The sequence below is a fragment of the Lutispora thermophila DSM 19022 genome (genome assembly GCF_900142105.1).
Lineage (GTDB): Bacteria > Bacillota > Clostridia > Lutisporales > Lutisporaceae > Lutispora > Lutispora thermophila.
Genome location: NZ_FQZS01000017.1, coordinates 69922 through 93219, shown reverse-complemented (window position 1 = coordinate 93219; position 23298 = coordinate 69922). Strand labels below are relative to the sequence as shown.

Sequence of the window (23298 nt, the reverse complement as noted above, 5' to 3'; positions counted from 1 at the left end):
GTGGAAATGGAAGGAACTATAAGGACTTACTCAAGAGAACTGCGCACCACATTGGAAAGCGAATTAAGGGAAATAGTTGAGAACACCGCCAAAGCTTTAGGCTGCGAGGCAAAGCTGGAATACTACTATTATGCAGGCCCTGTTATAAATGATCATGAAGACATAAACAGAATTGTACATGATGCCGCCGTAAAGCTATACGGTGAAGAATGTCTCACCACCATGCCAAAACTAATGGGTTCCGAGGACTTTTCATACCTAATGGAGAAGGTACCGGGCTTCTATGGATTTATAGGAGCTCTCAACAAAGAGAAAGGAATTATCTATTTCAACCACAATGACAAATTTGATGTGGATGAAAGTGCTTTGCATAGAGGTTCTGCTCTTTATGCCCAGTTCGCTTATGATTTTCTTAAAGAAAAATCAAAACAATATTAATTATCGAGGTGTATAAAATGAGTAAAATCAAAGAACTTGCAGAAAAATACAGTGATTATATAATCCAGCAAAGAAGATTTTTTCATGCAAATCCTGAACTTAGCCTAAAGGAATATAATACCACAAAAGCCTTGGCTGAAGAACTTACAAAGATAGGTGTAGAAGTTACCACATTCCCTGACTATACCGGAGTCATAGGACTCATAAGAGGAGGTAAACCGGGCAAAACAGTCATGCTCAGAGCCGACATAGATGCCCTTCCTGTTGAAGAGAAGACGTGTCTTCCCTTTGCATCCACAAACGGCAACATGCATGCCTGCGGTCATGACACTCATATGGCGATGCAGCTTGGTGCTGCAAAAATCCTCATGGACTTGAAAGACGAACTTCACGGAAACGTAAAGCTTTTATTCCAAGCCGGTGAGGAAGTGGGCTATGGTTCCAAGTACTATGTCGAAAAAGGTTATCTTGACGATGTAAGCGCCGTTTTCGGTATGCACATATGGTCTTCATTGGAAACCGGCAAGTTCTGTCTGGAGCCGGGCGAGAGGATGGCCTCCTGCGATGTATTCAAGATTACCGTAGACGGTGTATCTTCCCATGGTTCAGCACCCCATCTTGGCAGGGATGCCATCATGGCTGCCGCTTCAATAGTTATGAACATCCAGACCTATGTAAGCAGGAGAAATAATCCTCTTAACCCTGTTGTTGTATCCATAGGTACCATAAACGGAGGACAACGTTTCAACATTATCGCTAATCATGTAGAAATGGAAGGAACCACCAGAGCTTTTTCCAAGGAAGCCCGCAACGCTATTGAAAGTGAACTGAACAATATTGTTCAATATACTGCAAAAGCCCTTGGAGTAAATGCAAAATTGGAATATGATTACGTAACACATCCAATTATAAATGAGCATGATGATCTTAACAGAATAGCCCGTAATGCGGCTGTAAAGCTATACGGTGAAGATTGCTTAGCCTCCATGGAAAAGGTCATGGGTGCTGAAGACTTCTGCCACTTAGCAGCAAAAGTTCCAAGCTTTTTCGGCTTTATCGGATGCTACAATGAGAAACTTGGAACCATATACAATAATCATAATGACAAATTTGATGTTGATGAGAGCACATTACACATGGGTTCTGCTCTTGCTGCGCAATTTGCTTATGACTTCCTTGAAGAGAACAAGTAGAAATGATTGTGAGACGCCGAGAAGTTTCTTGGTGTCTCACAAAATAGTTAACTTGGCTTTCTAACCTTAAAGAATTCTTCCTTGGTAATTTCATAATCAACGACGCTTCTCTACTTACCGTTCCGATCTTTCCAACAATCTTTTCTTACCCCGATTCTTGGTGCTCCGATCTTATTTTCATAAACATATTGGGCTCTTGTATTCTCAAGCATTGTCCCAGGCAATTCTCTTTATTGGGCAAGCAGAGTTGATTATTTCATCTGTAAAAAGAAAATCAAACAGCATATTGATGATTCTAGGCCCGTATCCTTTATTCTGATAGTATTGAAGGGCATCATCAATGTTAGCGCTTTTTATCACAATATTATCTTTATGAATTCTCATCTTTACCTCCTTAAAATGTACTTACCGAATTTTAAGGTGTGGATATTTTTTATGATCATAGTTCATGCTATTATATAATTATACCATTAATAAAAATAATTACCAATTAATCCTTTGTTAATATTGCTCATTGCAGGTAAAGTCATGCTGATAACATTGTTTCTTAAATATGCTCCTCTAAGCTAAAGTTGTCTCTTCAATAATGTGATATACCTATTGAGCCATTGAATTATGTCACTTTTATTTTTGTTAACAGGCGCCATGTTTTCCCATAACTCTTCAAAATACTCAGCTAAAGCCTTGACACTCATCGGCTCTGTTATGAGGATTCTATGTTCAGGTATAGTGGTAGATGAATTAAAAGCGCCAAAAAAAGCAGCCTGCCTTTCTTTTACATAGCAGAAATAATTATTATCAAATCCTTTATTATCATTGCTTATAAATCCGATATGATAGTTTTCGTATTTCTCCAGCAATTTTATTATGTTTTCCAAATATTCAATTATATCTCCCACTTCCATATCAACCAAGTAAACCCCAGACCTGGTATATAAATGGTACTGCCTTTCCTTTATTAATTTTTCTATGGATTCAAGCAAACATATATCTCTATATTCACTATCTTTCAAGTTTTGAATAAAACTCTTCAATCTCGTTTTGTAGTAATAAAGCTCGATTATTATTTCATCTTCCGGCAAACCAACCCTTTTCAGAAGCTTAACAAAAATCTCTTCAGGCATGGTCAATACACTAAAACAAAACTTATAGAGAAATCTGTTTCCCATTTTCTCCTCGATCTCCATGAGGTAAAAGCTGGAGTCCTCTTTTTTATCTCCATAAAAATAATAATGCGTCAAAAGTTTTGACGCGGAAGACAAAATACTTTGCATATTTTCATTCATTATCTCCACCGCTGCCTTGTTTTTAAAATAAAAAGCATGATAGCTATTTAAACTTATACTTGTCAATAAGGATGACATTGCACCTACACCCGGAATAATAAGCCTTTCATCATTTATACCTGAATGAACATAGTTTTTAGTATAATAAATGCTTAATTTGCTTGTTTTTATAAGGGGTCTCACATAGTTTATAAAATTTGCCGTCCTTTTTTTATTATCATTTAGTCTTATAAGAAATACGATATTCCATCCGTTTTCTATGGCTTTCAGCAGAGCATTTATGCATCTTTGCCTATCTTCGAAATCAAAATTATATGTATATATTTCACTAAGGCAGGTCAAATAAATGGTGTTATTTTCTTTAGTGCCTTTAATATTTGCCGCCGTTTCTATCAAAGATATACCTTGATTTATGATATTTCCTATTCCGGGTATTATTTTATCCTCATTTGACAACTCCAAATGATCCAAATAATCTGCATTAATGTTTTTTAAATCAATCTTTTGCTCTCTTGCGTAAGATTTAATTCTTTGTTCATTTTTTTTACACTCACGGGAATAGCCATGAGCTTCATTTAAAAATTGAAAGATTACTTCCTTTATATTATCAGATGATATATTCTCCTCACTTATATCCATATGACTTCCTATGATTCTTTTTAAACACTCCAGTTGATATGAATTTTGAATATTCTTTGACAAATACTCGGCTATGTTTTCAATATAAGGCGTGTTATATGAAGGAATTCTCTTTTCATTAACCCAGCGGTTGGCAAGAGAAGTGTCGACATTGATTGCTTTAGAAAGTCTGCTAATGCTTATATCCAATGCAGAAATCAATAATTTTAATGATTCCCCGAACTTAATTTTGCTTTTCATGCAGCTTTTCTCTCCCCTCAATACGCAAATATCTCGTGTCATGACTCAATATTTTCAATTGATATAATCTTTGGATAATTGTCACAGCCATGGCTGTGACAAAATAGACATCTTTAGATACATTTCGACAATTTTATTATATTATATATTATCATACAATATAATCCGTCAAAATATGGTATTTGCTTTAGGAGGTATTTATGGTAAAAATGAAAAGTATTAAAACAAAACTAACTTTATTTTTCGGAGTTTTAATTTTTTCTTTGTGCGTCGGTTTAGGAACCGTCGCATACTTAACAGCATCTGATGCACTGTCGTCAAATATTGATGAGTCCTTGATTGAACTTTCCGCTGAAGCTTCTAAGGTTGTTTCCGGCAGAATACAAAACCAATTGGATATATTGGAAACTTACGCTCAGATGGATCTCATAAAGAACCCTCAGATTCCCTTGGAAGAAAAATTAGAATTTCTTAAAGCAGAATCAGAAAGAAACGGACATCTATGGATGATTGCACTGGATAAAAACGGTACCGGCTTAACAACAGCAGGTGATGCTGCCAATGTCCAAGGCCAGGAATCTTTTGAGAAGGCCATGTCAGGTCAGTCTACGGTTTCCGACCCTATGATAAGCTGGATAACGGGTTCCATGGTTGTCATATATATCACTCCCATAATAAATGACGGAGAAATCATAGGAGCTCTTGCTGCCGTGCTGACGGAAATGAATTGAGCGAAATTATTAACGATATAAAATACGGAGAAAGTTCTTCGGCATTCATGGTTAACAAAGCCGGTACTACTATAGCCCATGAAAATAGGGACTTTGTTCTTGAGGTGTACAACACCTTCAAAGAGGCAGAAAATGATCCCTCCCTTGCTGAAATGGCAGATGTTATAAGAAAAATGACTCAAGGGGAAGCAGGTGTCGGTGAATACACCTATGACGGTGTAGCAAAATATGTAGGTTTTTCCCCTGTAAGCGGAACGAACTGGTCTCTTGCCATAGCTACACCAAAATCTATTGCTATGCTAAAGGTTGATGAGCTGCTAAAGGTAATGATATACATATCTTTTGTATTTCTCATAACAGGCATTCTCATAACGCTGATCATTTCCAGAAACTTTGCAAAACCCATAATAATGGCTTCTGAACACTTAAAGGTTATCGCAGAGGGAGATTTCTCCAAAGAAATACCGACAAAGCTTTTGAAGAGTAATGATGAAATTGGTTTTTTGGCCAGATCTCTTGACTCCATGCAATTATCCATACGCAGCATTGTAAATGATGTTATCAATGAATCTTCCGATGTAAGCCAAATGCTTTCCAAAATCAATGTTGAAATGGAAGAACTGAATAACAACATTGAAGAAATATCCTCCACTTGTCAGGAATTATCAGCCAGTGCGGAAGCCAATGCCGCTTCTACGGAGGAAATGAACGCTACTTCTGAAGAAATGGAATCAGCCATACAATCAATAGCCATTAAAGCCCAGGATGCGGCAATTACAGTAAACAACATATGTACTATTTCCGATGAAATGAAGGATAAATCACATGCCTCAAAGGAAAATGCCATGGAAATTTACATGAGGAATAAAAAAGATCTTCAAGATGCTATTGAACAATCAAAAGCAGTGAATCAGATCAACGTGCTTTCAGAATCCATCCTGGAAATCACCGCTCAGACAAACTTGCTTGCCTTAAACGCTGCCATCGAAGCAGCCCGGGCCGGTGAAGCCGGAAAGGGCTTTGCAGTGGTTGCTGACGAAATAAGAAAGCTGGCCGAAGGTTCAAAAGCAACAATAACAAGAATTCAGGAAGTAACAGATGTTATTTTGGAATCTGTACAATCTCTATCCAAAATCTCCGAAGAAGTAATGGGCTTCATTGACAAGAATGTCATGAATGATTATGAGGCTATGGTTAACTCCAGCGAACAATATAGCAAAAACTCAACCAATATCAACTATATTGTAAATGATTTCAGCGCTACCTCGGAAGAACTGCTTGCCTCCATGCAAAGCATGGTAAAAGCAATTAATGAAATCGCAATTTCAACAAATGAAGGAGCCCATGGAGCATCTGCAATTGCTGAAGGTACATCCATGATAGCACAAAAATCAAGTGAAGTTATAGCAAATGCAGAACTTGCAAAAAATAAATCCAACAGGCTTATTGAGACTGTTTCAAAGTTCAAGGTATAAGCAAGGCAAAATGTAGGCTTAAAAGGCAGGTAAATAATTACCTGCCTCCAATAATATATTTATCCATAGTTTTGCGTACATCCGCTAAGATTGCTTAGCAAACTCTACAAGATCTACCGACATTTTGTTTATTTCATCAACTGATGCATTCACTTCTTCTGAAAGGGCCGCTTGTGTCTGAGCTAATTCGTTGACCAATTCCATTTGCTTAATGATTGCTTCAATGGATTCTTTCATTTTGCTTAAAATATTTTCAATATTACCCGTTGCTTGAGAAGAATTATCCGCAAGTTTTCTTACCTCTTCTGCCACGACACCGAAACCTTTTCCGTGTTCTCCTGCACGAGCAGCTTCAATTGCAGCATTTAGACCAAGCAAATTTGTTTGATCAGCTATCCCCTTAATGAAATTGGATATTTCTTGTGTTTCATCTGCCAGCTTTTTGGCTTCATTTGCAGAAGCCGTTGTCTTTTCTTGTGCCATGGCGAGTTGTTGTGCTTGGGCTGATATTTCCGTAATACCGCTTACCATTTCAGAAATAGAAGTGGACAATTTCTCCATGCGTGCTATTGTTTCCTCAACATTTTGTTGTTTTAACTTCAAATACGTGATATCACGAATGGTACCTGCTACACGGGTAGGTACACCGTTTTCATCACGGGCCGATACGCCATTAGCCAAAAACCATCGGTATTCTCCCGATTTCAACTTTAAACGATATTCTTGTCTAAAAGGTGTACGACCTGTTGGGTCATTTAAGTGGGCTTTAAACGCAGCAAATGTGCGTTCCTTATCATCTGGATGCAATCGATCTGCCCATGATGACATAACATTTGGAAAATCCCTTTCATCCGTAAATCCCAATGCATGTCTGAATTGATCAGACCACCACCAAGGGTTGTCCATGTTATTGGGATTCCCGTCTTTGATTTCCAAATCCCATGGTGCTTCTTCCAGCACTTTCATAATTAGTTCATAGCGTGTTATATAAGCATTCAGTTCTCTCCGATTCGTCTCTTCCTCATGAATATCCGTAATAACTGCAATCATATAATATGGTGTTCCGTCTTCACGACGCTTTGCATAACCATATGTACGAACCCAACGATAACTCCCATCTTTAAATTTCATCAAATGCACCATATCAAAGGGCGTTTTCCCTGTAAAGTCCTTCAAATGGGCTCTCAACATCTTGTCTAATTCTTCTGCGTAATCCGGATGGGATATCCTTGAAAGCTCCATCAAATCATTCTTTAACTCACCAGGATTATATCCTAATAGCCTTTGCAATTCCGGAGAAATAACGACTCGATTTTTGGGACTGTCATATTCAACATCTTCCAAAAACAATTCCCAAAATCCGATTTTATTAACTTGCAGAAATGTATCAATTATATGCTTTTGGTGGCTTTCATATTCTTGGTGTAAAGCGTTTACCCTATTAAAGTTATCAATTATTTGTTGTAATCGTTCATCTTTTGCTGTGTAGCCTATTTTGAAATTAAGTTGTCAGTTCTGGGCAGCTTGCAATTGCTTTTGACTTTCTTCAAGTAACTGCTGCAAATCACTTTTTTCTTCTCTTTTTTTTAACACACTATTCACCCCTTTTGTCTTCTTTTGTTAAACATTATCATCTACCTATATTATATCGATTTTATGACATAAATGTATATCTTTATAGCAAGAAATACACATAATCTTATATAATCATTCAATTTTTTGTATAATTTTCTATTTATCTCAAATTTAACAAAAAAACTCCGGCGTATTATGAACCCATCATTGACAACCACAAATGATAAGCACAAAATACACCGGAATTCCATAGAATTTATTCCATCATCAATTCAATTTTAAGTATATATGAATGTCTATTACCACACAAATGTTTCGTCATATGCTGTATGAACAACGAAATTATGTTATATCTATCCATAAATTATAGGCCTTGTAAACGGAGGTATATCTGCTTTCATATGATAGGGCACTATGATGCCTTTGGCCCTTTTTCCTCTGATTTCAACTTCAATTTGGTCATTTACCACCACATGGCTATCAACAAGGGCAATGCCTATAGCTCTTATGTCCTTTTCTTCCTTCTGAACATCATTCAAGCCATTAACTTCAGTCTTGTAATATGGTACCATAGTGCCGCTGGTTACATAGCCTACCTCTACTCCATCCTTGAACACCTTGAAACCATTTCTACCAATACCCTTATCAGTCAATGCAAAAAGCCTTAGAATCTTAGGCAAATCAGTAATGTCCGAGAAATCTTTCTTCATAATTCTCTGAAGTGCTTCAAACTGATTAAGCAATGCTTTCTTGCCGATAAAATCACCTTTATCCTCTGCAAAACTAACAGCAAACTTTGCCAACGGGACAGAAAAAATCTTTATCTCCTCTCCATTTATATCCGTGCCAAATTCATGTCCATAAAGGGGAAATCCAGCCTCCAACCTTAAAGTGTCTCTTGCCCCAAGACCCATTGGCTTTGCTCCATTTTCCATCAATGAGTTCCAGATGGCAGGTGCATCTTCAGCCTTCAAAAATAATTCAAATCCCATAGGCTCTCCGGTATAACCCGTTTTTGATATACGAACTTCCTTACCATCCAGTTCAATTATGTCAAGGCTATTCTTTGCCGGTTCATTAAGGTAAGGATCTTTTGAAAGCTTGCTCAATATGTTCTTTGACTCTGGACCCTGTAAGGCCAGCATGGCATAGTCATCAGAAATATTTTCAATCTCTGCATCAAAGTTCTTTATTTCATTGGTCAAATGAGTCCAGTCTTTCTCAGCATTTGAGGCATTTACTACAAGCCAGTATTCATCCTCGCCAAAGCGGTATACATAAGCATCATCAATGGCTCCACCGTTTTCATTTGGAATTATTGTATACTGAGCCTGCTTCACATTTAAAGCCATTACATTGCTTGTCAAAACATGCTGGAGAAATTTTGCGGCTTCCTTGCCTGTTACCACAAATCTACCCATGTGGGAAACATCAAATATGCCCGCTTTTTTGCGTGTATAAAGATGCTCTTCCAATATGCCTTCGGGATAGTTTACGGGCATTTCCCATCCTCCGAAGTCAATCATGTTGGCTTTTAGCTTTATATGCTCATTAAATAGTACCGTTCTTTTTAAAGTGCTCATAAATCCTCCTCAAACTATTTTTTCTTTATCGGTGCTGCATGCAACCCAATACCTTTTAAACCCATAACCGCTTCGGAGAATACCTCGGCGAGAGTCGGATGGGCATGTATGGTATTTATGATATCCTGTGCCCTAGCCTTCATACTTATGGCCAAGGCTCCTTCATGTATAAGATCCGATGCATGAGGTCCCAATATATGCACTCCGATGATAACATCATCTTCATCAGAAATGACCTTCAAAAATCCTTCGCCTTCACCTAATGTCAGTGCTTTTCCATTGGCTCCGAACATAAATTTGCTTGTTTTATAGACTATACCTTTTGCCACTGCCTCTTCTTCCGTCATGCCTACTGACGCTATTTCAGGAAAAGCAAAGACACAGCTGGGCACAACGTCAGCGTTATACTGAGGCTCCATTCCCATCATATGTTCAACTGCAATTATTCCCTGATGGGAGGCTGTGTGGGCTAACATAATACCTCCGGTGACATCACCTATGGCATAAATATTAAGTATATTGGTCTGTCCATAGCTGTTGGTGCCTATTCCTTTTTTACTATAAGCAACTCCTGCCTTTTCCAACATCAGTCCTTCAACAGCCGGCTTCCTGCCTGTTGCCATAAGCACCTTGTCAGCAGGTATTTTCATATCCCCTTTCTTGGTAGAAAGGGTAAGCACCACATGCCCGTCCTCTTCTTCTATCTTTTTCACTTCAGCGGAAGTTAAGATTTCAACGCCTCTTTTCTTCATCATGGGTGTGAATCTCTTGCTGATGTCACCATCCAGTTGAGCAAGTATGCTGGGTAAAAATTCAATTACCGTTACCTGGCTGCCAAAGGCGCTGAATATGGCAGCAAACTCCATACCTATTACACCGCCGCCTATTATAACCAGCCTGTTTGGAATATGTTCAACAGATAACATTGCCGTACTGTCCAGCACATCAGGAAGGTCTGCACCTTCTATGGGGAGCAATGCAGGCTTTGAACCCGTTGCGATAATTATATGATCTGCTGAATAATTTTCAGTTGTTTCATCCGATTTTCTTACTAAAACCGTATTGGTATCTTCAAACTGAGCTTCTCCTTCAATAACTGTAATTCCATAGGATTTCATCAGTTGAACAATGCCGCCTACAAGCTGATCCACAATTTTTCTTTTGCGGCATTGCACCAACTCCCAGTCTACTGTTATGCCGGATTTTAAAATACCAAACTCCTCACTGTTTTTCATCAAATGATATACTTCTGCACTGCGGTATAAAGCCTTGGTAGGTATGCACCCCCAATTGAGGCAGGTACCTCCCAGCTTATGTTTTTCAATCAAGCATACCTTCGCTCCAAGTTGTGCAGTTCTTATTGCCGCCACATATCCTCCTGGGCCGCCTCCAATTACAATCAAATCGAAATCATGTTTTTCCATGGTTTCCTCCATGCTAATTTTTAGATTGCCATTTGAGTATCGGTGTTCTTGCTGCCTTTACCTCATCAAGCCTTCTAACCGGTGTGCCGTGAGGTGCAGTTTTAAGTATCTCAGGATTTTCTCTTGCTTCTTGAGAAATCTTTATCATGGCATCTATGAATCCATCAATGGTTTCCAAACTTTCTGTCTCAGTGGGCTCAATCATGATGGCGTTGTCTACAATCAACGGGAAATAAATGGTAGGTGGATGATAGCCATAATCAAGAAGCCTCTTGGCAACATCCAAAGTTGTCACATCATGAACATCATTCCCTAAGCCCCCCAGAACAAATTCATGCTTGCACACTTGATCAATGGGAAGGTAATAATGTTTCTTAAGCTTTTCCTTAATATAGTTGGCATTTAATACGGCCATTTTGCTTGCTCTTGCCAAGCCTTCCGCTCCCATTGTCTTTATATAGGCATAGGCTCTCACCATTACTCCAAAGTTGCCGTAGAAACTCTTTACCTTTCCAATAGATTTGGGTCTGTCATAATCAAGGACAAACTTATCTCCTGATTTCTTGATCACTGGCACCGGAAGAAATTCCACAAGCTTCTTTGCCACTCCCACAGGACCGCTTCCCGGACCGCCGCCACCGTGAGGCGTAGAAAAGGTCTTGTGCAAATTCAGATGCACTACGTCAAAACCCATATCTCCGGGTCTTGTTACACCCATGATTGCATTCATATTGGCACCGTCATAATAAAGAAGTCCTCCTGCTTCGTGGACAAGATCCGCTATTGACTTTATATTCCTTTCAAACAGTCCTAATGTGCTTGGATTGGTGAGCATCAATCCTGCTGTTTCATCATTGAGCACAGATTTCAACCTTTCTACATCCACTGCGCCTTTTTCATCGGATTTTATTTCAACAATCTCAAACCCTGCCATTGCAGCGCTTGCGGGATTGGTGCCATGAGCAGAATCAGGAACTATTATCTTATTTCTCTTGTTGTCTCCTCTGCTTTCATGATATGCTTTGATGATCATCAATCCTGTCAATTCACCATGAGCACCGGCTGCCGGCTGAAGGGTGAACTGCTCCATACCAGTTATCTCAGAAAGCATTTCTCCCAATTCATACATCAATTGAAGGGAACCTTGAACCGTATCGGTAGGCTGATATGGGTGTATATTTGCTAACTCGGGCATGGAAGCCATGTCTTCATTAATCTTTGGATTATACTTCATGGTACAGGAACCTAATGGATAAAAACCTGTATCAACTCCGAAGTTCTTATTTGACAAAAGAGTATAATGTCTGATGACATCAACTTGGCTAACCTCTGGAAGCTCAACATCACAGTTTCTGAGCATTGTTTCAGGAATCATGTCCTTAAGTTCAATCTCAGGTACATCACACTCAGGAAGAGAATAAGCTTTTCTGCCTTCTTTCGATACTTCAAAAATCAACCTATCATAGTTTTTCATCATTCTCCCTCCCTCATATCAACCATTACCGAAACAAGTTTATCAATTTCTTCTTTTGTTCTCTTTTCTGTCACACAAAGCAGTGTTGAATTAGTCAATTCAGGATACTCCAAAGACAAATCATAGCCACCCAGTATGCCCGCATTTAAGAGCTTTCCGTTGACTTTATCGATGCTCTCAGTGCATCCTACAGCAAACTCTTTGAAGAATGGCTTATTGAATACAGCACTACAACATCCTGATTTCAATAGCTGATTATATGCATAATGAGCCTTGTATGCACTCTGCATAGCTACTTCTTTTATGCCTTGTTTGCCCATGGTTGTGAGATAGACAGCCGCTGTAAGAGCATTCAATGCCTGATTTGAACATATGTTTGATGTAGCCTTCTCGCGCCTGATATGCTGCTCTCTGGCCTGAAGAGTCAACACAAAAGCACGTTTACCCTCCAAATCGTTTGTCTGTCCCACTATTCTTCCTGGAAGTTTTCTCATAAGCTTTGCTGTGGTAGCCATAAAGCCCAGATAAGGACCACCATAATTCAATGGATTACCCAAGGCCTGACCTTCCCCTACAACTATATCCGCCCCTAGTTCTCCGGGACTCTTAAGTGCTCCAAGGGATATGGGATCGGCAATACTTACTATCATCATTGCTTTATTGCCATGAGCAACTTCTTCTACTTCAGTCAAATCTTCAATTATACCGAAAAAGTTGGGATACTGCACGATAACTCCTGCAGTATTAGCAGACACCAAACTTCTAAGCTTTTCAACATCTGTGGAACCATCTTCATAATCTACTTCTAATACTTCTATGCCCAAAAACCTCATGTAGGTCTTCAAAACCTTTCTCGTTTCAGGATGTACTGTTTTTGAAACTACGATAGACTTTCTCTTTGTATTTTCACATGCCATTATCGCTGCCTCAGCGCAAGCAGTTGAACCGTCATACATTGATGCATTTGACACATCCATTCCTGTAAGGTTGGCTATCATGGTCTGATATTCAAAGATCACCTGTAGCGTTCCCTGGCTTATTTCCGGCTGATATGGAGTGTATGCGGTATAAAACTCAGACCTTGAGGTTATATGTTTAATTACCGAAGGTATATAGTGGTCATAGGCTCCTGCTCCCAAAAAGCATATCAACTCCTCTGTGCCCTTGTTCTTGCCGGCTAAAGACCTCATGTGCCTGTATAGCTCCAACTCAGACATTCCATGGCCAAGATTAAGCTTCCTGCCCAATCTCACCTCAGCAGGAATATCCTCAAACAATTCATCCACTGAGTTGACTTTGATGCTTTCAAGCATCATCTTTTCTTCCTTGGGCCCATTTGGTATATATGGAAACATATTATGCCTCCTCATTGCAGAAGTCTTCGTACTCTGCTGAATTCATAAGCTGATCTAGTTGATCTTTCTCAGTCAGCTCTACACAGATCATCCAGTTTTCGTACGGATCCTCATTGAGAAGGGCGGGATCATCGACCAATATTTCATTTACTTTTATAACCTTTCCCGAAACAGGGCAATAAACATCTGAAGCAGCTTTTACAGATTCAATGCTTCCCAAGGCTTCACCCTGTATCAGATTGGTTCCTATTTCTGGTAATTCAACGAAAACTATATCTCCCAATGCATCCTGTGCAAAATCACTAATACCGACGTAAGCTTTATCTCCTTCCACCTTCACCCACTCATGGTCTTTTGAATAATACAATCCTTCAATAATTTGCATTTCTTATTCCTCCATTCTTGTATTGTTTTTATTAAATAAAAAAAGAGAATGCAAAACTTATAAAAGCCTTACATTCTCTGTTTGCTTACCTGAGAGTATCGCCATCATCAACCATGGCTTTCTCCTACGGTGCCTATTTAAAGGACTTTTCAGAGTTCCATCCGGCAGCGATCCTTTCGCCTGAGAGTTTCTATAAAGATTCGGCAATCTCCATATTGCTCCTTCGGCTATCGAATCAGAGTTCTAACCATTCGATATCTCACGATGCCGTCATCTGGTCCATATGAATTTTTATATCTCCATATTTGAATATAGCATGTAAATATTTGGACATCAAATTGTTTTTATCTATTGCATCCTACCAATGAATTAAAATTATTAATGTAAAACAAAGCTGTAAGTTATCGCAAATTGCCTTTCTATCCTTGTAAAAACCTACTGCTTTGTATACGGTAAAAGCTTCCATTTCAAACGCTAATAACAAGCAACGCATTTAACGGGAAGTATATTATTCATCATAGAAAAACCATCATTTTACTCAAAGCAAAATGATAATCAATAATTCAATATAGTCACTAAGATTTCTTGGCAAATTCCACAAGATCTTGTGACATTTTATTTATCTCATCAATTGAGGCATTTACTTCTTCTGAAAGTGCAGCCTGTGTTTGTGCCAACTCGTTAACCAACTCCATTTGCTTAATAATTGCTTCAATGGATTCCTTCATCTTGCTTAAAATGTTTTCAATATTGCCCGTTGCTTTAGAAGAATTATCCGCAAGCTTTCTTACCTCTTCCGCCACGACACCGAAACCCCTTCCATGTTCTCCTGCACGGGCAGCTTCAATTGCAGCATTTAATCCAAGCAGATTGGTTTGACCAGCAATTCCTTTAATGAAGTTTGATATTTCTTGTGTCTCATCCGCTAAGGTTCTTGCTTCATTGGCAGAAGTCGTGGTTTTTTCTTGTGCCATGGCAAGCTGCTGTGCTTGAGCGGAAATCTCTGTAATGCCGTTTACCATTTCAGCAATGGAGGCAGCTAACTTTTCCATACGAGCTGTTGTTTCCTCAACATTTTGTTGCTTTAATTTCAAATGGGTAATATCACGAATGGTACCTGCTATACGAGTAGGTACGCCGTTTTTATCTCGTGCAGATATGCCATTTGCCAAAAACCAACGATATTCTCCTGATTTTAGCTTTAGACGATATTCTACATTAAAAGGTGTATTGCCGGTTCGGTCATTCAAATGGGCTGAAAGTGCAGCAAAAGTGCGTTTTACATCATCTGGATGTACTCGATCGGACCATGATGACATCACATTAGGAAAATCCCTCTCATCTGTAAATCCTAATGTACGTCGGAACTGATCAGACCACCACCAAGGGTTGTCCAAATTAGTAGGATCCCCATCTTTAATTTCCATATCCCAAGGTGCTTCTTCCAACACATTCATAATCAACTCATAACGCGTTATATAAGCATCCAGCTCTCTGCGACTCATCTCTTCCTCATGGATGTCTGTAATAACTGCGATCATGTAATATGGTGTACCATCATCATGACGCTTTGCATACCCATATGTACGAACCCAGCGATAACTGCCATCTTTAAATTTCATTAAGTGAACCATATCAAAGGGTGTCTTTCCTGTAAAATCATGCAAATGTGCTCTCAGCATTTTGTCTAATGTGGATGCATAATCTGGATGAGAAATTCTTGAAAGTTCCATTAAATCATTTTTTAGTTCGCCAGGAGTATATCCTAGAAGTGCCTGCAATTCTGGAGAAATGACAACTCGATTTTTGGGACTGTCGTATTCAATGTCTTCTAAAAATAATTCCCAAAAGCCGATTTTGTTAACCCGCAGCATTGTGTCAATTATATGCTTCTGACGGCTTTCAAATTCTTCTCTCAAGGTATTTACCTTATTGAAGTTATCAATTATTTGCTGCAATAGTTGGTCTTTTGCTACATAGCCTAATTGACAATTAAATTGCCCGCTTTGTACGGCCGTCAATTGTTTTTTACTTTCTTCCAGCAACTGCTGTAAATCACTTCTGTCTTCTTTTTTAATAAACACACTCTCACCTCTTTTATCTTCTTTTGTAAATACATTGTTCAGATATTTATATTATAGCGTTTTTTTTCGACAAAAGTATATCTGTAAAACAGAAACACATAGAACTTTTTCATAAAGATAGTTTATCTAAGATGAAGTTAGGCAAAGAGAACTGTCCCCCATATCTCATTTAAAAGTTAAAATTTCAATCTGAATAACCGAAATATATTATGTAGCTTTTTTGACAAATTTACTTTTTAAAACTGCATATAATTCGGTATATTTACACAAATAGAGGAGGTCCCACCTGAGTGAAAACTACTTTCAAAACGTTGTTACAGCATATTGCTTATATTTTTATTCTTTTTGGATGTTATTTTTTAATCAAAAAAACTCATTCATTAACACCCTCTGTTATTTTTGTTATTAAATATTCTTCATACATTATATTTGGCTTAGGATTGATTTTAAGTATTAGATTCAATCAGGGAAGGATTTTTCTTATAACCTTACTCCTTCTTCTATGTGAGTTGCTTTTAAACTATTATGCAAAATTGTCAATAGATATGGCATCCTATACTCAAGCCTTCTATCCGGTTATGTGCATGCTTATACCTCTTAATATCTTCATATTCTCCCATTTAAAGGAAAGAGGCATATTTTCTTTATGGGGAAAGATGCGCATTTTCTTTATACTTCTTGAACTTTTTGTTATATATAAAATGGTTATATACAATAATACATCATTAAAAAAATTTTTGAATCTAAAATTTATAAATCTCCCCTTAGAGAAAACCATTATGCATCAAATAGCATTACTAATATTCCTTCTGGTATTGGTGTTCTTTATAATAAAAAGCTATGTCAAGAATAGCGGCCTTGAAGTCCGATTAGTTGGTGTTATTGCCTCTGTTTTTTCTGCGCTTCTTTTCATTAATGACAATATATCTTTTTCTATATATCTGAGTGTTGCTGGTTTAATGTTAATTATCAGCATCATTGAAGACTCCTACTCCATGGCCTATCTTGATGAGCTTACCAAAATCCCTTCTCGCCGTGCCCTTAAGGAAGAGTTAATGAAACTAGGGAATAAGTATACCATTGCAATGATAGATATTGACTTTTTTAAGAAATTTAATGATAAGTACGGACATGATGTTGGTGATGATGTTTTGAAATTAGTTGCTTCTAAGTTGGTGCAAGTGGGAGGTGGCGGAAAAGCTTTTCGTTATGGAGGCGAAGAGTTTACAATACTGTTCCCTGGTAAATCCATTAACGAAATAATGCCACATTTGGAAAACTTGCGAGAGGAAGTGTCCAAAACTGGGTATACAAGAAAACCCTCAAAATCAAAAAGCAGGAATACAGGCAAATTATTTGTTACAATCAGTATAGGAGTGTGTGAGAAAAGCAGCAGACACAAGGATCATAACGATGTACTCAAAGGAGCTGACAAAGCACTATACAGAGCTAAGAAGAAGGGTAGAAACTGCGTTAGTAAATAATATTATAACAAAGAAAGCTTATGTTCCAAAAACAATTGATAATCCATTCTCTTATTTTCAAGACATAAGCAAGTCTCCAAAATATATGTCATTTTTGGTACGGTTCATAGTAAGCCATCTAAGGACAAGGTTGTTTTGTAACATTGCAAACAATTAGGCTTGTAAGCTAGAAATTTAGCTTACAAGCCTTAATAAATTTCAGTAGTTACACAAAGTATATATCAAGTATGATTATTGCGATTTTAGCATGCTACCTCTACAGATTTTTCTTCAGCTTCATCAGCTGTCTCTCCTTCAATAAGCTTTACCAGCTTCTTATCTAATGCAAAGAGCAGTACTGCGGTTACGAATAATATGGCAGGTATTACAACATAAGATACAAGTATAGGATAGTTTGAAGCTATTGCATATACGTATCCGTAGGATTTACCAGCAATGAAGGTAGCAAATATCCAAACACCCATGAGCACCGAATACAGCTTGTTTGGAGCGTACTTCGTTACAAATGAGTTTCCAAGTGGTGAGAAGAACATCTCCCCCAAGCTGAGAAGAATACCAAACAAAAGCAGCCATATAATGCTTGCCTTTGCATTAGCATCTCCACCTCTGGAGAGTTCAGCAAACACGAGCATCAAGAATGATAAACCGAGGAATGCTAAGCCAATGGCTAGTTTCTTGAACAAACTCATGTCCCCTTTAGGACTTTGTGACATTTTAAACCAAAGTGCACCAAGTACAGGTCCAAGAGCTATACATACCAATGCATTAAGAGAATCAAACCATGAAAGAGGAACTTCAAAGCCACCTATCATCATGTTTATGAACTGCTCGCCGTAATCGTAAGCAGCTAAATAAGTAAGATACCAAAACACCCAGAAAATAACTGAGAACAATGAAACAAGAACTATAGCAAATACTCTTTTTTTCTCGATCTTTGTAAGAGGCTTAACTTCTGTTTCAACATTCTTTTCAATATGCTTTCCAGCTTTGAAGGGCTTCTTTCCAGCCTCTCCAAGGAACCTTATTCCAAAGAGGAACCATAGTGCATCTATAGCGCATATCAATCCACAAAGCTGGAAAGCGGGCCTGAAGCCCTGAACTTCACCTTGAGCGAAAGTCGAAGTCACAAGTACGCCTATAGCAGTAGTTCCAATGAAAGATCCTATGTTGACGAATGAGTATTGAGTTGAGAATGCTGAGTCAAGTTGGCTTTCATCCGTAAACAAGGAGCCGTTTATTGCTGAAACGTTGCCCTTGAAGAGTCCTGTTCCGACTGACACGAGCACAACCATTAGCGTCATGCCTGCAGCGCTTGTTGCTGATCCACCGAGGAAGTATCCTACAGCCATCAGTGCAAGGCCAACAGGTACGCAGTATCTCGCTCCTATGTATCTGTCGGAGATGACCCCACCAATTATTGGCGCAAGGTAAGTGAATGCAACAAGATTGGACTGAATAAGTGCAGCCTCAACTTTTGTAAGGCCCAAACCGCCTGTCGCAACCGTAGCTGCAACAAAGACGTAAATTAGGAATTTTGCTGAATAGTATGCCATCCTTTCCAACATGAAAGAGATGCAGCAAACATAGAAGCCAAAAGGACGTTTGTTTTTGACAACCATATTGCTCATTTTTCATTTCCTCCTTTTTGATTATATTTCTCTCGTGTATTTTTTGAGCCATTCACGCTCTTCATCAGTTAGGTGGGCAGCCAGCTTATCATACACAAGTTTATGATAACTGTTGAGAAACAGTTTTTCATCACGGTTGAGGTCTTCCTCTGCTATCGCATCAAGATCTATAGGTGCAAACGTAATTGTGTCAAAATACATGAACTGTCCGTTTTCGTTTACTACCCCTTTTCTCACAATGAGCTCGTTTTCAAGCCGTATGCCGTGAGATCCAGTAATGTATAGTCCAGGTTCAACAGTAATGACCATACCTTCTTCCAGGGTGTGCGTCTCATTCCTGCCTGGCATGTTGTACCATCTGAAACCTGCAGGTCCTTCATGGATGTTAAGAAGGTAGCCAACACCGTGTCCCGTTCCATGCTTAAAGTCCAGGTTTGAGCTCCAAAACGGTTCCCTTGCCAATATATCAAGGTTATAGCCCTTGCAGCCATAAAGGAATTTAGCACGTGAAAGATTTATCATTCCTCTTGCCACCATTGTGAAGTGCCTCTTGAATTCTTGACTTACTTCCCCAAGGGCAACAGTTCTGGTTATATCTGTTGAGCCTTCTAAGTAATTTCCACCCGTGTCCATGAGCACGAAATGCCCTTCTTCAAATTCCTTGTCCGACTCAGGTGTAGCTGAGTAGTGAATGATTGCCGCATTTTCCTTGAATCCGATTATGGGTGCAAAGCTTTGCCCGAGATAACCTTCCTGCTGCTTTCTGAACTCGTCAAGCTTTTCAGCTGCACTAATCTCTGTTATCTTCGTCTTCCCAAGGTTTGTTTTGAGCCAGTACATAAACTTGGTGAATGCAACACCATCCTTGATATGAGCCTTTTCTATGTTCGCAAGCTCAACAGGGTTCTTCATTGCCTTTAGCAAAATTATAGGATTTTGCTGCTCAATTTTCTTCGCGTGGGTCGGAATATTTTTGTAAAGTGCATAGTTTACTCTTTCAGGATCTATCATCACAGCATCATCAGCCTTGAATCCCTTTACATATTCGTATATATCGTTATATGGTCTAATCTCAACGCCATCTCTTATTAGGGCAGCCTTCACCTCTGAACTAAGCTTGCATTCTTCTATGAAAAGACATATCTTGTCCATTTCTACAACCGCGTAGCATAGTACCAGAGGTGAGTACATCACATCATTTCCCCTGATGTTCAGCAACCAAGCTATCTCGTCGAGAGTTGTGAGGACATGCCGGTTTGCTCCTGCTTCACGCATGATATTTCTTACTCTTCTCAGCTTTGAGGCTCTGCTCTCGCCTGAATATTTCTCGTCAAGAATGAAAACTGGCTCCAGTGATAGGTCAGGTCTGTCCTCCCAAATCATATCTACAAGATCATAAGAGTATTCAATGCTCACATTCTTGTATGAAAGCCTGTTTATATAATCTTCGCCTTCCTGAAGTGCTATCAGTCGACCGTCGAATCCGAGCTTTCCATCCTTAGGCATCTCTTCCTCAAGGAACTCAAGAACTGTAGGAACACCCGGGTTGCCTATTCTGAAGAGCTCTATACCGGTACCCTCCAGCTGGAGCTCAGCCTGTATAAAATACCTTCCGTCTGTCCAAAGTCCAGCCTTGTCCATTGTAACCACAGCCGTTCCCGCAGAACCAGTGAATCCTGTCATGAAAGCTCTTGCCTTAAAGTGCTCTCCCACATATTCGCTTTGGTGATTGTCTGCTGAAGGTATTATATAGGTATCCATACCTTTTTCGGCCATCAGCATTCTCAGTTTGGAAATCCTTTCTCTTATAACTTCATTCATGGCTAACTCCCCTTTATTCCACAACAATCAGGTCCTTGCTGTAGTTGTTAAGAACTTCACAGCCATCTTCAGTCACAATCACTAAATCTTCTATACGAACTCCTATATCTCCAGGCAGATATATTCCTGGTTCTATTGAAAATATCTGTCCAGGCTGTACTCTGTCAGTATTAGCAGAAGAAACATCACCGAAATCGTGGACATCTATCCCAATGGAGTGTCCGAGTCTGTGTGTGAAATATTTGCCGTAACCTTTTTCAGTTATGTAGTCCCTTGCTACAGCATCTATATCACAGAATCTAACGCCTGCTTTAACCTTGTCTATTGCACGCTTGTTGGCTTCGAGAACTATATTGTAAATCTTTCTTGCATGTTCTGATACTGACTTGTAGAACACTGTCCTCGTCATATCTGAGCAGTATGAGTCCTTTGTACATCCTATGTCTATTACTACACAATCGCCTTCCTTGACAATTGAGTTGTCCATTGAGTGATGCGGGTCAGCAGCATTTGCTCCATAGCTTATTATAGGATCGAAGGAATGTCCGTCTGCACCAAGCTCCTCCCAAATACCTGATAGAAGCTGTCCCATCTTCTTTTCTGAGTGCTTTTCAGGAATAAGCTTTATCATCCTATCCATAGCCAGATCATTTAGACTTGAAGCTCTCCTCATAAGATCTTTTTCCTTCTCGTCCTTGCACATTCTTACCCTGTCTATAATCTCAGATCCATTGACAAAAGGACTTCCTGCCTTGAGCCTGATCAACTCTAAAAGGAATCTTGCAGGCCAGTTCTTGTCTATTCCAAGGGGCTTTTCCTTTTCAATATATCCTGCAAGTATGTCTACAGGCTTCTGTGTGTCGTTAAACCATACAACTTCTACCCCCAGATCTTCGTTTACAGGGAATAGCTCGTTGATGAACAACCTGTGATTGCCGTTAAGATTCAGGTAAAGCACAAGCATCCTCTCTCCCGGATGTATCCATTTTCCTGTCAAATAAAATATCGCAGACGGATCAGATACTATCATCTGAGGCAGTTTCTGCTCCTCCATCATTTTTAAAACCTTGTTTAATCTTTCCTTATTCAAGAGAATCCCTCCAGTATTGCTATTTACTAATCATAGATTTACTAATGCATTTTTATATTAGCATAATTTTTACAGTACGCATAGAATTAATTTAAGTATAATAGAAATTTTTTCAATATTACTTAAATTCCTTTGGTGACATTAGTGTCTGTTATGATAGAGCTTAATCCCATAGCGTTTGAATATGACATTGATTTATGTTATTATTATGAGAAACCTAGTGAATATTATTATCTTCGGAGGAAGTCGATCAATGATGAACGAAATATCAGATAAGATTAAGAATCTACGAAAATTAAAGAATATGACGCTGAAGGACCTAAGCGAAAAGACAGGGCTCTCCGTTAGCTTTCTGTCCCAAGTGGAAAACGGTGCCTCTTCGCTGGCCATAACTTCACTGAAAAAGATTGCCGATGCTTTCGATGTGACTATAAATTATTTCTTCGAGGTGCCTCAGGTGCACAATTATCTGGTCAAAGAAGAAGAGAAAGAAGTTTTCAAAATAGAAGGTTCTAACTCTAAGTTTATAAGGCTGAGCGGTGACTTCCCTAACAGAAAGCTTGAAGCCATGATCACCATAATACCGCCTGAACAAAAGCATGGTAGCAAATTTAGTCACCCTGGAGAAGAATTCGTATATGTCCTTGAAGGAATTGTCATTATTGAGATCGATGGAAAAGAATATCTTGTCAAAGCTGGAGACTCCATACACTATCCTTCAACCTGCAACCACTTGTGGACTAACCCTCTCAAGCAGGAGGCAAAGCTGCTGACAGTGATGACGCCGTTGATATTCTAGCAAAAAGCAAACGGAATGTCGCAAAATCTACTTTAGTAACTCCCTTGTGCATCAGTGAAACTGCTGAAAAGTATACTATAAAGCAAGCTACACTCATTAAGATGTGATATACTTCTAGGCTGTTTTCCCATTTACTTGTAATACAGTTCACTTCTCTTCATCTAACAACGAAGTTGATTTTAAGCATATAGTATATATATTAGTAAGCGCTAAAGTGCGGTGCCTGGCACCATAGTTTGGAGCTGAAGCCCAGGGTTTATATAATAGGGCAGAAATGTTGTCCAAGGAAATAATTCAATAAAAAGGATAATGGCTAAACTCAAAACTACTGGATAATAGATACATAAGAGCGAAAACTCCAGCATAATGTTGCAATATATCATAAGACCCAAAATCTATGATATAGGATAGCAATATATGCTGGAGCAAAAGGTAGGATACTATTCATTCTTTCTTAAAAGCACCATAAACAGCACCGCTCTGACTGCGTTTTTTATAGACGTTTATTATCCATAATAAGTGATAAAGTGCTGTGGCTGACACTATATCCTGCAATTCTATATATAAGGTATATATTATTATTTAATTACGCTA

The 23298-nt window shown here is 38.8% G+C and carries 18 protein-coding genes and 2 riboswitches; of the genes, 6 read left to right on the top strand and 12 right to left on the bottom strand.

The window, feature by feature from the left end:
- Together BUB48_RS12620 and BUB48_RS12615 are read left to right on the top strand one after the other, a co-directional pair.
- On the top strand, nt 1-438 hold a 438-nt coding region (locus BUB48_RS12620), incomplete at its 5' end, for a M20/M25/M40 family metallo-hydrolase (protein ID WP_139249982.1).
- Between the two features lie 17 nt (nt 439-455).
- The gene (locus tag BUB48_RS12615; protein WP_073026589.1) at nt 456-1631 is read left to right on the top strand and encodes an amidohydrolase; all 1176 of its coding nucleotides are present in this window, start codon (nt 456-458) and stop codon (nt 1629-1631) included.
- Between the two features lie 204 nt (nt 1632-1835).
- On the opposite strand, the gene BUB48_RS12610 is transcribed toward BUB48_RS12615, so the two are convergent.
- Together BUB48_RS12610 and BUB48_RS12605 are read right to left on the bottom strand one after the other, a co-directional pair.
- Entirely contained in the window at nt 1836-2015 is a 180-nt protein-coding gene (locus BUB48_RS12610; RefSeq protein ID WP_073026588.1) for a hypothetical protein, read from the bottom strand.
- A 182-nt stretch (nt 2016-2197) separates the two neighbouring features.
- The gene (locus BUB48_RS12605) at nt 2198-3796 is read right to left on the bottom strand and encodes a helix-turn-helix transcriptional regulator (protein WP_073026587.1); all 1599 of its coding nucleotides are present in this window, start codon (nt 3794-3796) and stop codon (nt 2198-2200) included.
- Nucleotides 3797-3996: 200 nt separating this feature from the next.
- On the opposite strand from BUB48_RS12605, the gene BUB48_RS18595 reads away from it, so the two are divergent.
- Together BUB48_RS18595 and BUB48_RS12600 are read left to right on the top strand one after the other, a co-directional pair.
- Nucleotides 3997-4527, top strand: a complete 531-nt coding sequence (locus BUB48_RS18595) for a PDC sensor domain-containing protein (RefSeq protein WP_242944211.1) — start codon at nt 3997-3999, stop codon at nt 4525-4527.
- Entirely contained in the window at nt 4524-6002 is a 1479-nt protein-coding gene (locus tag BUB48_RS12600) for a methyl-accepting chemotaxis protein (protein WP_242944210.1), read from the top strand. The genes BUB48_RS18595 and BUB48_RS12600 overlap by 4 nt, the downstream gene beginning before the upstream one ends.
- 84 nt (nt 6003-6086) lie before the next feature.
- Here the strand turns inward: BUB48_RS12600 and BUB48_RS18880 are convergent, their stop codons facing one another.
- The 7 genes from BUB48_RS18880 to BUB48_RS18875 all read right to left on the bottom strand — a co-directional run bounded on the left by BUB48_RS18880 (nt 6087) and on the right by BUB48_RS18875 (nt 15882).
- On the bottom strand, nt 6087-7346 hold the full coding sequence (locus BUB48_RS18880) for a methyl-accepting chemotaxis protein (RefSeq protein WP_278308962.1): 1260 nt from the start codon (nt 7344-7346) through the stop codon (nt 6087-6089).
- Between the two features lie 584 nt (nt 7347-7930).
- On the bottom strand, nt 7931-9160 hold the full coding sequence (gcvT, locus tag BUB48_RS12590) for a glycine cleavage system aminomethyltransferase GcvT (RefSeq protein ID WP_073026586.1): 1230 nt from the start codon (nt 9158-9160) through the stop codon (nt 7931-7933).
- 14 nt (nt 9161-9174) lie between these two features.
- A complete protein-coding gene (lpdA, locus tag BUB48_RS12585; RefSeq protein ID WP_073026585.1) occupies nt 9175-10584 on the bottom strand; it encodes a dihydrolipoyl dehydrogenase in 1410 nt (469 codons plus the stop codon).
- A 13-nt stretch (nt 10585-10597) separates the two neighbouring features.
- A complete protein-coding gene (gene gcvPB / locus BUB48_RS12580; RefSeq protein ID WP_408631051.1) occupies nt 10598-12061 on the bottom strand; it encodes an aminomethyl-transferring glycine dehydrogenase subunit GcvPB in 1464 nt (487 codons plus the stop codon).
- Nucleotides 12058-13413 (bottom strand): aminomethyl-transferring glycine dehydrogenase subunit GcvPA, encoded by a 1356-nt coding sequence (gcvPA, locus tag BUB48_RS12575; protein ID WP_073026583.1) that lies wholly within the window; start codon nt 13411-13413, stop codon nt 12058-12060. Before gcvPA ends, gcvPB begins: the two co-directional genes overlap by 4 nt.
- Before the next feature lies 1 nt (nt 13414).
- A complete protein-coding gene (gene gcvH, locus BUB48_RS12570) occupies nt 13415-13798 on the bottom strand; it encodes a glycine cleavage system protein GcvH (protein WP_073026582.1) in 384 nt (127 codons plus the stop codon).
- Nucleotides 13799-13873: 75 nt separating this feature from the next.
- Nucleotides 13874-13953, bottom strand: a riboswitch (glycine riboswitch).
- Between the two features lie 3 nt (nt 13954-13956).
- Nucleotides 13957-14072, bottom strand: a riboswitch (glycine riboswitch).
- Nucleotides 14073-14373: 301 nt separating this feature from the next.
- On the bottom strand, nt 14374-15882 hold the full coding sequence (locus tag BUB48_RS18875) for a methyl-accepting chemotaxis protein (RefSeq protein WP_073026581.1): 1509 nt from the start codon (nt 15880-15882) through the stop codon (nt 14374-14376).
- 779 nt (nt 15883-16661) lie between these two features.
- Here BUB48_RS18875 and BUB48_RS18570 point away from each other — a divergent pair.
- Nucleotides 16662-17366, top strand: coding sequence for a GGDEF domain-containing protein (locus tag BUB48_RS18570; protein WP_242944209.1), 705 nt, complete (start codon nt 16662-16664; stop codon nt 17364-17366).
- Nucleotides 17367-17608: 242 nt separating this feature from the next.
- Here BUB48_RS18570 and BUB48_RS12555 read toward each other — a convergent pair whose 3' ends face one another.
- From BUB48_RS12555 to BUB48_RS12545, 3 genes are read right to left on the bottom strand one after another with little or no spacing between them, the layout of a single operon-like run.
- Entirely contained in the window at nt 17609-18985 is a 1377-nt protein-coding gene (locus BUB48_RS12555) for a peptide MFS transporter (protein ID WP_073026594.1), read from the bottom strand.
- A 30-nt stretch (nt 18986-19015) separates the two neighbouring features.
- Nucleotides 19016-20815, bottom strand: coding sequence for an aminopeptidase P family protein (locus BUB48_RS12550; RefSeq protein ID WP_073026579.1), 1800 nt, complete (start codon nt 20813-20815; stop codon nt 19016-19018).
- 13 nt (nt 20816-20828) lie between these two features.
- The gene (locus tag BUB48_RS12545; RefSeq protein WP_073026578.1) at nt 20829-21905 is read right to left on the bottom strand and encodes a M24 family metallopeptidase; all 1077 of its coding nucleotides are present in this window, start codon (nt 21903-21905) and stop codon (nt 20829-20831) included.
- 253 nt (nt 21906-22158) lie between these two features.
- Here BUB48_RS12545 and BUB48_RS12540 point away from each other — a divergent pair, with 253 nt between their 5' ends.
- Nucleotides 22159-22704: a helix-turn-helix domain-containing protein gene (locus BUB48_RS12540; RefSeq protein WP_073026577.1), complete on the top strand. Its 546-nt coding sequence runs from the start codon at nt 22159-22161 to the stop codon at nt 22702-22704.
- Nucleotides 22705-23298: the final 594 nt, after the last annotated feature.